At 70.9% G+C, this 12,415-nt stretch carries 11 protein-coding genes; 9 read left to right on the top strand and 2 right to left on the bottom strand.

Annotated features, from left to right (window positions below):
* Window positions 1-597, bottom strand: a 597-nt coding sequence (locus AB0J52_RS11735) for an ABC transporter transmembrane domain-containing protein (RefSeq protein ID WP_500181543.1), incomplete at its 3' end; no start/stop codon positions are given.
* Between the two features lie 142 nt (window positions 598-739).
* Between AB0J52_RS11735 and AB0J52_RS11730 the strand changes: the two genes are divergently transcribed.
* The 8 genes from AB0J52_RS11730 to AB0J52_RS11695 all read left to right on the top strand — a co-directional run bounded on the left by AB0J52_RS11730 (window position 740) and on the right by AB0J52_RS11695 (window position 10,571).
* Complete coding sequence (locus tag AB0J52_RS11730; RefSeq protein WP_500181542.1) at window positions 740-1,945, top strand: PP2C family protein-serine/threonine phosphatase; 1,206 nt, start codon at window positions 740-742, stop codon at window positions 1,943-1,945.
* A gap of 278 nt (window positions 1,946-2,223) precedes the next feature.
* Window positions 2,224-2,877, top strand: a complete 654-nt coding sequence (locus AB0J52_RS11725) for a succinate dehydrogenase cytochrome b subunit (RefSeq protein ID WP_500181541.1) — start codon at window positions 2,224-2,226, stop codon at window positions 2,875-2,877.
* Between the two features lie 2 nt (window positions 2,878-2,879).
* Window positions 2,880-4,820 (top strand): fumarate reductase/succinate dehydrogenase flavoprotein subunit, encoded by a 1,941-nt coding sequence (locus tag AB0J52_RS11720; RefSeq protein ID WP_500181540.1) that lies wholly within the window; start codon window positions 2,880-2,882, stop codon window positions 4,818-4,820.
* A complete protein-coding gene (locus AB0J52_RS11715; protein WP_500181539.1) occupies window positions 4,820-5,572 on the top strand; it encodes a succinate dehydrogenase/fumarate reductase iron-sulfur subunit in 753 nt (250 codons plus the stop codon). Before AB0J52_RS11720 ends, AB0J52_RS11715 begins: the two co-directional genes overlap by 1 nt.
* 338 nt (window positions 5,573-5,910) lie before the next feature.
* Window positions 5,911-6,741 carry a succinate dehydrogenase subunit SdhC gene (sdhC, locus tag AB0J52_RS11710; protein ID WP_500181538.1) on the top strand — a complete coding sequence of 277 codons (831 nt, stop codon included), beginning with the start codon at window positions 5,911-5,913 and terminating at the stop codon, window positions 6,739-6,741.
* Between the two features lie 10 nt (window positions 6,742-6,751).
* Window positions 6,752-8,776, top strand: a complete 2,025-nt coding sequence (locus AB0J52_RS11705; RefSeq protein WP_500181537.1) for a fumarate reductase/succinate dehydrogenase flavoprotein subunit — start codon at window positions 6,752-6,754, stop codon at window positions 8,774-8,776.
* Entirely contained in the window at window positions 8,773-9,543 is a 771-nt protein-coding gene (locus tag AB0J52_RS11700; protein WP_500181536.1) for a succinate dehydrogenase/fumarate reductase iron-sulfur subunit, read from the top strand. The genes AB0J52_RS11705 and AB0J52_RS11700 overlap by 4 nt, the downstream gene beginning before the upstream one ends.
* A 344-nt stretch (window positions 9,544-9,887) precedes the next feature.
* Window positions 9,888-10,571, top strand: coding sequence for a Crp/Fnr family transcriptional regulator (locus AB0J52_RS11695; RefSeq protein ID WP_500181535.1), 684 nt, complete (start codon window positions 9,888-9,890; stop codon window positions 10,569-10,571).
* Window positions 10,572-10,653: 82 nt separating this feature from the next.
* On the opposite strand, the gene AB0J52_RS11690 is transcribed toward AB0J52_RS11695, so the two are convergent.
* The gene (locus AB0J52_RS11690; protein ID WP_500181534.1) at window positions 10,654-11,484 is read right to left on the bottom strand and encodes a hypothetical protein; all 831 of its coding nucleotides are present in this window, start codon (window positions 11,482-11,484) and stop codon (window positions 10,654-10,656) included.
* Window positions 11,485-11,753: 269 nt separating this feature from the next.
* On the opposite strand from AB0J52_RS11690, the gene AB0J52_RS11685 reads away from it, so the two are divergent.
* A partial coding sequence (locus tag AB0J52_RS11685) for a LysR family transcriptional regulator (RefSeq protein ID WP_500181533.1) occupies window positions 11,754-12,415 on the top strand: 662 nt, incomplete at its 3' end.

Below are 12,415 nucleotides of genomic sequence, written 5' to 3'. Positions count from 1 at the left end.
CGCGTCCTCGCGGCGCTCGTAGGGGCGCAGCAGCGGCGCGGCGAGCGCCAGGATCACCGGGACCCCGACCAGCACCACCAGGCCGAGCGGCCAGGACGTCACGAGCAGCAGCACGGCGACCACGACGATCGCGACGACCGATCCGGTGCCGCGGCCGAGGATGTCCAGCACGTCGCCGATGCGGGCGACGTCGGAGATGCCGACGCTGACGACCTCCCCCGCGGTGAGCCGCTTCGGCAGCGTCGCGCCGAGCCGGGTCGTCTGCCGGGTGACGAGCTGGATCGTCCGGTAGGTGGCCGAGAGCCAGTTGAACACGGCCATCCGGTGCCGGGTGACGCTGGACACCATCTGCACCACGCCGAGCGCGGCCAGCACCCCCGCCCAGCGCAGCAGTGCGCCGGTGTCACCGCCCGCCACCCCGGCGTCGATGGCACGGCCGATGGCGGCGGGCATCAGCGCCTGGGAGAGGAAGAACACCGTCCCCAGCGCCGCCACCCCCAGCACGCTGCGCCGCTGGACGCGCCCCAGCCACAGCAGGTAGCGCGTCGCGGAACTGTGGTCGGGCGTCCCCGGGTCGGTCACTGGCAGGTCCTTCACCCTGCGAAGGTAAGCGGCGGCACGGCGGCCCCACGACTCATTTTTCCGCCGCCAGAGCCCCGGGCGGCGCGGATTTCCGGCCGCGCACACCGGTCCGCCAAGGTGCGCCGCACGCCCCTGACCGGCTAGCCTCCGTCGGGTCGTGAGCTCTTTCCGCAGTCCCGCCCCGTCCGCTTCAGGCCAGCCCGAGACCGTCGAGCTGCTGGCCGTCCTCGACGACTCCGCGGACGTGCGGACGGTCGGCAAGATGCTGGCCGAGGCCGGCCTGGACGTCGCGCTGACCGCCGCCGCCTCGGTGGACGAGGCGGTCCACCGGGTGACCCGCCGGACGCAGTGCATCCTGGTCGACCTGTCCGGCCCCGAGGGCGACCGGCTGACCGGCCTGCGCCGGATGCTGGCGGTGTCCGGGACGGCCGCGGTGATCGTGCTGACCGGTGTGGACGACGCGTCCCTGGGCCTGCGCGCGCTCGCCGCCGGAGCCGAGGACTACCTGGTCAAACGGGAGATCGACGGTCCGCTGCTGGCCCGCGCCGTGCGGTACGGGATCGAGCGGCGGCGCGCCGAGGAGAGCGAGCGGCGGCTGGTCCAGGCCCGGCTGATGGCGGCCGAGAACGCCCGGCTGGAGCGCGGCCTGCTGCCCGTCCCGCTGATCGACGACCCGTCCCTGACGCACCACACCCGGTACCGGCCCGGCCGGTCCCGGGCGCTGCTCGGCGGCGACTTCTACGACACCGTGCAGACCGAGGGCGGCGCCGTCCACCTGATGATCGCCGACGTCTCCGGGCACGGCCCGGACGAGGCGGCGCTCGGCGTCCAGCTGCGGATGGCGTGGCGGACGCTGGTCCTGGCCGGGCACACCGGCGAGCAGCTCCTCGGCACGCTGGACACCGTCCTCGGGCACGAGCGGCGCGACGACGAGACGTTCACGACGCTGTGCATGGTGACGGTCGCGCCGTCCCGCCGGACGGCCCGCATGTACCTGGCCGGGCATCCCGCGCCGCTGCTGTTCACCGGCCGGGGGCCGGACGCCCGGGTGAGCGCGCTGCCGGACTACGCGCACGGCCCGGCGCTCGGCCTGCTGCCGGACGCGGACTGGCCGATGACCGAGGTCGAGCTCGGCGAGGCGTGGAGCCTGATGCTCTACACCGACGGCCTGATCGAGGGGTTCACCGGGGACGGCTCGTCCGAGCGGCTCGGCACCGACGGCCTGGTGGAGCTGGCGCGCGACGCGTCCGGCCGGGGCATGGTCGGCCGCGCGCTGCTGGACGACCTGGTCTCGGGCGTCGAGCGGCTCAACGGGGACGCGCTCACCGACGACCTCGCCGTCCTCCTGCTGTCCCACCGCTGATCACCATGGGCCGACCGAGGGACATTGTGACCCACGTCACCTGCGGTTTTATCTACTACACGCTGTAGAGCATGATGTACTACGACGCGTAGTTCCCTGTCGGCGTGTGAGGTCGGACACCTCGGGGTGTCACCGAACGGTCACGAACCCCAGGTCGGACACGGCCCATAGCCAGCGGCTATCGAAACGAGTGCCACCATGACTTGGCCCTCTCAGCCCAGGCAGACATACCGTTCCGGGCTGTGGCTATAGCGAGTACTGCGATCTACAGATCGACCGTGGGCAAGAAGGCGGTCATGGCGGTGACGGGGGCGATCCTCGTCGGCTTCCTGATCGCGCACATGATCGGGAACCTCAAGATCTTCCTCGGCGCGAGCAGCTTCGACCACTACGCGGAGTGGCTGCGCACGATGGGAGAGCCCGCCGTCCCCCGGCGCACCCTGCTGACGATCCTGGAGATCGTGCTCGGCGCGTCCGTGCTGCTGCACATGTGGTCGGCCGTCTCCCTCGCCAAGCGCGCCCGGCACGCCCGGCCCGTGAAGTACCACGGGAAGAAGAAGTCCCAGGCGCAGGGCTACGCCGTCCACACCATGCGGTACGGCGGGATCATCATCCTGCTGTTCGTCATCTGGCACCTGCTGGACCTGACGTTCTACGCCGTCAACCCCAAGGGCTCGGACGCCACCCCGTACGACCGGGTCGTCGCCGACTTCGACGCCTCCCGCTGGTACATCACCGTCTGGTACGTGCTCGCGGTGCTGCTCGTCGGCCTGCACCTGCGCCACGGCATCTGGAGCGCCTTCCAGACCCTCGGGCTGCGCTCCCCCCGCAACAACGCCGCGCTGCGCGGCCTCGCCGCCGCCATCGCCGTCGTCGTCACGATCGGCTTCATCGCCGTGCCGATCTCCGTCACCTTCGGATGGGTGAGCTGACCATGACCGACATCCTCTTCGAGACCGGCGAGCCGGTCGTCGACACCAAGGCCCCCGCGGGTCCGGTCGAGAAGCGCTGGAGCACCCGCAAGTTCGAGGCCAAGCTGGTCAACCCCGCCAACCGGCGCAAGAAGACCGTCATCGTCATCGGGACGGGCCTGGCGGGCGGCTCCGCCGGCGCGACCCTCGGCGAGGCCGGCTACCACGTCATCCAGTTCTGCTTCCAGGACTCGCCCCGCCGCGCCCACTCCATCGCCGCGCAGGGCGGCATCAACGCCGCCAAGAACTACCGCAACGACGGCGACTCGGTGCACCGCCTGTTCTACGACACCGTGAAGGGCGGCGACTTCCGCTCCCGCGAGTCGAACGTGCACCGCCTCGCCGAGATCTCCACCCAGATCATCGACCAGTGCGTCGCGCAGGGCGTCCCGTTCGCCCGCGAGTACGGCGGCCTGCTGGACAACCGCTCCTTCGGCGGCACCCAGGTCTCCCGCACCTTCTACGCCCGCGGCCAGACGGGCCAGCAGCTCCTGCTCGGCGCCTACCAGGCGCTCATGCGGCAGGTCGACGCCGGCAACGTCGAGCTGCACGCGCGGCACGAGATGCTCGACCTGATCATGGAGGACGGCCGCGCCCGCGGCGTCGTCGTCCGCGACCTGATCAACGGCGAGATCAAGCACTACACCGCCGACGCGGTCGTGCTGGCGTCCGGCGGCTACGGGAACGTCTTCTTCCTGTCCACCAACGCCATGGGCTCCAACGTCACCGCGTCCTGGCGCGCGCACAAGCACGGGGCCTACTTCGCCAACCCCTGCTACACGCAGATCCACCCGACCTGCATCCCCTACTCCGGCGAGCACCAGTCCAAGCTGACGCTGATGTCGGAGTCGCTGCGCAACGACGGCCGCGTCTGGGTGCCCAAGGAGGCCGGCGACAAGCGCGCCCCCGGCGACATCCCCGAGGACGAGCGCGACTACTACCTGGAGCGCATCTACCCGTCCTTCGGCAACCTGGTGCCGCGCGACATCGCCTCCCGCGCCGCCAAGAACGTCTGCGACGAGGGACGCGGCGTCGGCCCCGGCGGCCAGGGCGTCTACCTGGACTTCGCCGACGCGATCGCGCGGCTCGGCCGCAAGACCGTCGAGGCCAAGTACGGCAACCTCTTCGAGATGTACGAGCGCATCACGGGCGAGAACCCCTACGACGTGCCGATGCGCATCTACCCCGCCGTGCACTACACGATGGGCGGCCTCTGGGTCGACTACGACCTGCAGTCCAACATCCCCGGCCTGTTCGTCATCGGCGAGGCCAACTTCTCCGACCACGGCGCGAACCGGCTCGGCGCGTCCGCCCTCATGCAGGGCCTCGCGGACGGCTACTTCGTCCTCCCGACCGGCCTCGGCGACTACCTCGCCCGCAACACCGGACTCGGCGAGGTCTCCGAGAGCGCCGTCGCCGAGGCCGAGGAGCGGGTGCGCTCGCAGGTCGAGAAGCTGCTCTCGATCAACGGCACCCGCACCGTCGACTCCTTCCACCGCGAACTCGGCCACATCATGTGGGAGTACTGCGGCATGGAGCGCACCGAGGAGGGCCTGCGCAAGGCCCTGGAGCTCATCCCGGCGCTGCGCAAGGAGTTCTGGGAGAACGTCAAGGTCACCGGCAAGGGCGAGGAGCTCAACAAGGAGCTCGAGAAGGCCGGCCGGGTCGCCGACTTCCTCGAACTCGGCGAGCTCATGGTGATCGACGCGCTGCACCGCTCGGAGTCCTGCGGCGGCCACTTCCGCGCCGAGTCCCAGGACGAGGACGGCGAGGCCAAGCGCGACGACGAGCACTTCTCCTACGTGGCGGCCTGGGAGTGGGGCGGCGGCGAGACCAAGCCCGTCCTGCACAAGGAAGCCCTCGAGTTCGAATACGTTCACCCGACGCAGAGGTCGTACAAGTAATGAAGCTCACGCTGCGCATCTGGCGCCAGAAGGGCCCCCAGGACGAGGGCCGGATGGTCGAGTACGAGCTCGACGACATCTCCCCGGACGCCTCGTTCCTGGAGATGCTCGACGTCCTCAACGAGCGGCTGATCACCGAGGGCGAGGAGCCCGTCGCGTTCGACCACGACTGCCGCGAGGGCATCTGCGGCATGTGCTCGCTGGTGATCAACGGCACCCCGCACGGCCCGGAGCGGATGACCACCACCTGCCAGCTCCACATGCGCAAGTTCAAGGACGGCGAGGTCATCGACGTCGAGCCGTGGCGGGCCAGCGCCTTCCCGGTCGTCAAGGACCTGGTGGTGGACCGGTCGCCGCTGGACCGCATGATCCAGGCCGGCGGCTACATCACCGCCCCGACCGGCACCGCGCCCGAGGCGCACTCCGTCCCGGTGCCCAAGCCGGACGCCGACCGCGCGTTCGAGGCCGCCGAGTGCATCGGCTGCGGCGCCTGCGTCGCGGCCTGCCCGAACGGCTCGGCAGCGCTGTTCCTCGGCGCGAAGGTCACGCACCTCGGCCTGATGCCGCAGGGCCAGCCCGAGCGCTGGGACCGCGTGGTCTCCATGCTCGAGACCCACGACGAGGCGGGCTTCGGCGGCTGCACCAACACCGGCGAGTGCACCGTCGCCTGCCCCAAGGGCATCTCCCTCGACGTGATCTCGAACCTCAACCGCGACTTCCTCAAGGCCACCGTGGGCGGCAAGAAGAAGTAACCGCGCGCTCTCCACGGAGCCCCGCGACCGTTTTCGGTCGCGGGGCTTCGTGGTTTTCGGACGCCTATAGCGCATCGTCCGAGTTCGGTGATCATGCCTCCGTGCACTCGTCTCGATTCCCTCTGGCCATAAAAGCAGGTTATGAGTGAAGCGCCGTCCGGCGGGAGAACGGACCCCTCCGGGCATGTGTGCAGGGTCACACGCTGCGGTGATTGTTATGTGTGTCACAGTCGCGCGACCGTGGCGTAGGGTCACATCCCCCGAAGGCGCGAGATCGGGGAACCCACCCCGCGGGGGACTCGACCAGAACCCCCGACCCGAGCTCAGGAGAGCGATCGATGAGCACAGTGGAGGCGCCGGGCAAAGCGCGCGCCCAGATCAAGGAACGCACGCTACGGCGGGACAACTGGCGGGTCTATCCGCTCACCACGCTGGTGATCTTCACGGCCTGGGTGGTGTACGCGACCATCCGCGCGTTCTGGGGAGCGGCGTTCTACGTCCCCCAGTACCACTACCTGACGCCGTTCTACTCGCCCTGCTTCAACGAGATCTGCAACAACGTCACGGCCAACGGCCACACCGGGGACGCCGCCGAGCTCGGCACGTTCCTGCCGGCCTCGACCCGCGGCTGGATCCCGTTCGCCGCGATCTCGCTGCCGTTCCTGCTGCTGTTCCGGCTGACCTGCTACTACTACCGCAAGGCGTACTACCGCTCGTTCTGGGCGTCCCCGCCCGCGTGCGCGGTCAGCGAGCCGCACGGCAAGTACACCGGCGAGCGGCGGTTCCCGCTGATCGGCCAGAACCTGCACCGCTACTTCTGGATGGCGGCGTTCCTCATCTCCCTGGTGAACACCTGGGACGCGGTCCGCGCCTTCCACGGCAAGGACGGCGGGTTCGGCATCGGGCTCGGCACGCTGATCCTGGTGGCCAACGTCGTCCTGCTGTGGCTGTACACGCTGTCGTGCCACTCCTGCCGGCACATCGTCGGCGGCCGGCTGAAGAACTTCTCCAAGCACCCCGTCCGGTACTGGATGTGGGGCCAGGTCTCCAAGATCAACAAGGACCACGGCAGGTACGCGCTGATCACGCTCGGGTCGCTGGTGGTGGCGGACCTCTACGTGGCGCTGGTCTCCAGCGGCACCATCTCCGACCTGCGACTGTTCAACTGAGGATCCCCTGATGACCGAAATCGAGAGGCACGCCTACGACGTCGTCGTGATCGGCGCGGGCGGGGCGGGGCTGCGCGCGGCGATCGAGGCGCGCCTGCAGGGCAAGCGGGTCGCCGTCATCTCCAAGTCGCTGTTCGGCAAGGCGCACACGGTGATGGCCGAGGGCGGCGCGGCGGCCGCGATGGGCAACGCCAACCCGAACGACAACTGGCAGGTGCACTTCCGCGACACGATGCGCGGCGGGAAGTTCCTGAACAACTGGCGGATGGCCGAGCTGCACGCCAAGGAGGCCCCCGACCGGGTGTGGGAGCTGGAGGCCTGGGGCGCGCTGTTCGACCGCACCAAGGACGGCAGGATCTCGCAGCGCAACTTCGGCGGCCACGAGTACCCCCGGCTCGCGCACGTCGGCGACCGCACCGGCCTGGAGATGATCCGGACGCTGCAGCAGAAGGTCGTCGCGCTGCAGCAGGAGGACCACCGCGAGCACGGCGACTACGAGGCGCGGATCAAGGTCTGGGCCGAGACGACCGTGACCCGGCTGCTGAAGGACGCCGGGGGGCGCGTCTGCGGCGCGTTCGCCTACGTCCGCGAGTCCGGGACGTTCGTGCTGTTCGAGACCCCGGCGGTCGTGCTGGCCACCGGCGGCATCGGCAAGGCGTTCAAGGTGACGTCCAACTCGTGGGAGTACACCGGGGACGGGCACGCGCTCGCGCTGCTCGCCGGGGCGTCGCTGCTGAACATGGAGTTCGTCCAGTTCCACCCGACCGGGATGGTCTGGCCGCCGTCGGTGAAGGGCCTGCTGGTCACCGAGTCGGTGCGCGGCGACCGGGGGGTGCTGCGCAACTCCGACGGCAAGCGGTTCATGTTCGACTACATCCCCGAGGTCTTCAAGGACAAGTACGCGACGACCGAGGAGGAGGGCGACCGCTGGTACGACGACCCGGACAACAACCGGCGCCCGCCCGAGCTGCTGCCGCGCGACGAGGTCGCGCGCGCCATCAACTCCGAGGTGAAGGCGGGCCGCGGGTCGCCGCACGGCGGCGTGTTCCTGACCGTGGTCGGCCGGATGCCCGGCGGCGCGGAGGAGATCCGGCGGCGGCTGCCGTCGATGTACCACCAGTTCAAGGAGCTGGCGGACGTCGACATCACGGCCGAGCCGATGGAGGTCGGGCCGACCTGCCACTACGTGATGGGCGGCATCGAGGTCGACCCGGACACGGGCGCGGCGCTGGTGCCGGGCCTGTTCGCGGCGGGCGAGTGCTCGGGCGGCATGCACGGCTCCAACCGGCTCGGCGGCAACTCGCTGTCGGACCTGCTGGTGTTCGGGCGGCGCGCCGGGCTCGGGGCCGTCGAGTACGTGGACGGGCTGGCCGCGCGGCCCGCCGTCCCGGACGCGGAGGTCGAGGCGGCGTCGGCGGAGGCGCTCGCCCCGTTCACCCGCCCGGACGGCGAGAACCCGTACGCGGTGCACGCCGAGCTCCAGCGGACGATGAACGACCTGGTCGGCATCATCCGCACCGAGTCCGAGCTCCGGGAGGCCATGGAGACCCTCGACAAGCTGCGCGAACGCGTCGCGCGGGTCGGCGTCGCGCCGGTCGCGGTCGGCGCGGGGACGGACGGCGGCGGGGGCCGCGGCTACCACCCGGGCTGGCACCTGGCGCTGGACCTGCGGAACATGCTGCTGGTGTCGGAGGCGGTCGCGCGGGCGGCGCTCGAACGGCAGGAGAGCCGCGGCGGGCACACCCGGGACGACTACCCGGCGATGTCGGCGGACTGGCGCAAGGTGAACCTGGTGTGCCGGCTGTCCGGCGACGCGTCCGACCCGGTGACCGGGGCGCGGGTGGAGCTGCGCCGCCAGCCGATGGAGCCGATGCGGGCCGACCTGATCGGGCTGTTCGAGACCGACGAGCTGAAGAAGTACCTCACCGCGGCGGAGCTGCCCGGCGGCCCGGTGGAGCCGGACCCGGTGGGCACGGCGGCGGGCGCCGCGGCGGATCCGGCGGACGGCGAGGCTGACGAGGAGGCCGAGCAGTGAGCTACCAGGCCAAGTTCCGGGTGTGGCGCGGCGACGAGGGCCGCGGTGAGCTGACCGACTACACCGTCGAGGTGAACGAGGGCGAGGTCGTCCTCGACATCATCCACCGGCTGCAGGCGACGCAGGCCCCCGACCTCGCCGTCCGCTGGAACTGCAAGGCGGGCAAGTGCGGCTCGTGCTCGGCGGAGGTCAACGGCAAGCCGCGGCTGCTGTGCATGACCCGGATGTCGACCTTCGAGCCGGACGAGGTCGTCACGGTCACGCCCGTCCGCACCTTCCCGGTCATCCGGGACCTGGTGACGGACGTGTCGTTCAACTACGAGAAGGCGCGGCAGATCCCGTCGTTCGACCCGGGAGCCACCCAGCCGGGCGAGTTCCGGATGCAGCAGGTGGACGTCGAGCGCTCGCAGGAGTTCCGCAAGTGCATCGAGTGCTTCCTGTGCAACAACGTCTGCCACGTGATCCGCGACCACGAGGAGAACAAGCCGGAGTTCGCCGGGCCGCGGTTCCTGATGCGGATCGCCGAGCTGGAGATGCACCCGGCGGACGAGGCGGACCGGCGCAACATCGCGCAGGAGGACCACGGGCTCGGGTTCTGCAACATCACCAAGTGCTGCACCGAGGTCTGCCCCGAGGGCATCAAGATCACTGACAACGCGCTGATCCCGATGAAGGAGCGCGTGGTCGGACGCCGCTACGACCCGGTCGTGTGGCTCGGTTCCAAGCTCGGCATCGTGAAGAAGGGCCAGGACACCCCGTCCTCGTGACCCCGGGCATCGGGCGGCCGTCGGAACACGCTTCCGGCGGCCGTCTCGCGTTCGGCCTCCGCGTCGGCGGCCCTCGTCGCGTCCTCCGGCGCGCGGATTCCGGCGCGCGGATTCCGGCGGACGGGGGCGGCGTGACGGCGGGCGGCGTGCCCCCGTCACCGCCGCCCGTCGCCACCGCCGTTCCCCGTGAACGCCGTCGGCCACCGTGACATCTGGGCCACCGTGCCGCGCTCCACCCTCGCTCGAACAAAGCCCGGTGAATAGGTAGAAGTACACAGAAAGGGCTCTTGATTTGTTCTAGCGTCGTGGGTCCCCTCGGGCCGTCCGCGACTTAGCGTGGAGGGATGAGCGCCTTGGAGCCGGGTTCCTTCCTCGCCGAGCTCACCGCGGCCGAGCGGGCCGACCTGGAGTCCCGCGGCGGTGTGCGGTCCTTCGAGCGCGGCGAGATGCTGTTCCACGAGGGTGAGGACGGGCTCTGGGTGGCGGTGCTGCTGTCCGGGCGGGTCAAGGCGTTCTCGACGCGCGAGCAGGGCGGAGAGGCGGTGCTGGGCGTCCGGGGGCCGGGGGCGCTGCTCGGCGAGGTCGCCGCGATCGACGAGCTGCCGCGGTCGGCGTCGGTGAAGACGCTGGAGCCCGCGCGGGCGCTGGCGCTCACCACGGCGGACTTCCGCGCCTACCTGACCGCGAACCCGCGCGTCTCGTTCCTCATCATGAAGATGCTGTGCCAGCGGTGGCGCGAGGCGGACCGCGGCCGGGTCGAGTTCGGCATGTTCGACGCCACCGGACGCGTCGCGCAGCGGCTGGTCGAGCTGGCCGAGCGGTTCGGCGTCCCGTACACGGGCGTGAACGGAGCGAGCGTCCAGATCACGCTGAACCTGACGCAGGAGGAGCTGGCCGGGTGGGTCGGCGCGTCCCGCGAGGCGGTCAGCAAGGCGCTGCGCACGCTGCGGCGGCACGGCTGGATCGAGACGGGCCGGCGGAGCGTCATCGTCCACGACCTGCAGGCGCTGCGCCGCCACGCCCGCTGACCGTCCGCGCTGCGGTCGCGGGGGGAAAGCAGGTCGCCGCGTCCGGGGGAGCGAACGCGGCGACCTGGTCTCGGGCCTCCGGTCAGGAGGCGATGGGGCTGACCGGCACCTTCGCCGACTTCAGCGACGGCAGGACCTTGCCGGAGGTGATGCCCCGGTCCTTCGCGAACGCGTCGGTGACCTGGCCGAACGCGTAGTTCTTGACGCGGATGGCGACGTCGATGTCCGCGCGGTTCTTGCCGGTGGGGCTCGGCAGCCCGACCAGCGTGTTCATCACGCCGGTGAGCAGGCCGCAGTTGGTGGCGGCGGGCACCGAGAACGCCGAGTCGGTGATCTTCGCGGGGATCACCCAGGTGCCGTTCATGTTCTTGAGCGACAGGTTCGACAGGTTCGGCGTGAGGGCGATCGGCTGGGCGTCGCTACCGATGTAGCACTTGTCGCCGAGCAGGTCGAGCTTGGTGAACTCGGTCTTCAGCTTCAGCGGGATGCTGTCGGGCAGGACGTACTTGCCGAGCGTGATGGCCCCGGCCTGCTGGACCCGGACCTGGAACCCGTCCAGCCCGAGCGGCGCCGACTCCTTGGGGATCGCGATCGGGTCACTGCGGAAGCCGCCGTCCGGGGTGCGGATCTGCAGCTTCCACTCGTGCAGGCCGACCGCGACCGGGACGGTGATCGGCGTGGTGATCTTCTGGGTGAGGCCGCCGAGCTTCATCTCGCCGCCGGTCATCACGATCGCGACGCAGTTCCACAGCCAGGACTGCGCGCCCTGCGGGATCGCCGGGCAGTTCTTGAAGTCCGCGGCGCTCGGGGTGTAGGCGGGGGCGGTGTCGGCGCGGGCGGCGACGGCGGGACCGGCGACGAGCGCCGCGCCGAGGCCGGCGGCCACGGCGGTCCGGGTGAACAGACGCTTCATGCGAGCTCCGTGCGAGTGGGGCGGAGGCGGGACGGAAGGCCCGGGGACGGACGTGCCGGGACGGACGTGCGGCACCGGGCGGCGACAGCATAAGTGCGCTCTTACCTGGGCCGGTAGATCAGGTGCGAGGGATTCTCATGTGCCGGATGTGCCGGAAGTGACAAGAAACGCTCGCCGGTTCCGTGCTCGGCGCGCGTTCCGCTGCCCAAAGTGATCATCCCGACGGGTCGGGCGGGGAGGCGGAGGCGGCCTGCCCCTACCCTGTGAGCGTGCAGTTGCAGCAGCTCGCCTACTTCGTCGCGGTCGCGGAGGTCCGGCACTTCACCCAGGCGGCCGAGCTGCTGCGCGTCGCCCAGCCGTCGCTGTCCAAGCAGATCCGGGCGCTGGAGACCGAGCTCGGCGCGTCCCTGTTCAGCCGGGCGCGCGGCAACATCACGCTGACCCCCGCGGGCGAGGCGCTGCTGCCGCTGGCCAAGCGGATCCTCGCCGACGTCGACACGGCCCGGCTGGAGGTCCAGGAGCTCGCCGGGCTGCGCCGCGGGCGCGTCCGGCTCGGCGCGACGCCGTCGCTGTGCGCGGGGCTGCTCGGCGACGTGCTGCGCCGCTTCCACGACGCCTACCCGGGCATCGAGCTGCTGGTCGAGGAGGGCGGCTCCCGCGACCTGGTGCGCGACCTGACCCGCGGCTCGCTCGACCTCGCGCTGGTCATCCTGCCGCTGCACGGCGACCCGCCGCTGTCCACGACCGCGATCCTGCGCGAGGACCTGGTGGTCGCCTCGCCCGCCGCCGGGGCGGAGGGACGGCCCGCCGAACCGGGCGTGGGCGGGCGCCTCGCGGGCCGCGGCTGCCGCCTGCCGCGCCGCCCCTACCTGCACATCTCCGACCTGCGGGACCGTCCGCTGGTGATGTTCCGGTCCGGCTACGACCTGCG

It is taken from the genome of Spirillospora sp. NPDC049652 (genome assembly GCF_040675125.1).
Taxonomy (GTDB): Bacteria; Actinomycetota; Actinomycetes; order Streptosporangiales; family Streptosporangiaceae; genus Spirillospora.
This window is presented reverse-complemented; position numbering and strand designations above follow the sequence as displayed.

Coding starts and splice junctions, on each gene's coding strand:
- AB0J52_RS11720 (WP_500181540.1), top strand. CDS start 2,880: ATGACCGACATCCTCTTCGAGACCGGCGAGCCGGTCGTCGACACCAAG.
- AB0J52_RS11715 (WP_500181539.1), top strand. CDS start 4,820: ATGAAGCTCACGCTGCGCATCTGGCGCCAGAAGGGCCCCCAGGACGAG.
- sdhC (WP_500181538.1), top strand. CDS start 5,911: ATGAGCACAGTGGAGGCGCCGGGCAAAGCGCGCGCCCAGATCAAGGAA.
- AB0J52_RS11705 (WP_500181537.1), top strand. CDS start 6,752: ATGACCGAAATCGAGAGGCACGCCTACGACGTCGTCGTGATCGGCGCG.
- AB0J52_RS11695 (WP_500181535.1), top strand. CDS start 9,888: ATGAGCGCCTTGGAGCCGGGTTCCTTCCTCGCCGAGCTCACCGCGGCC.
- AB0J52_RS11690 (WP_500181534.1), bottom strand. CDS start 11,484: ATGAAGCGTCTGTTCACCCGGACCGCCGTGGCCGCCGGCCTCGGCGCG.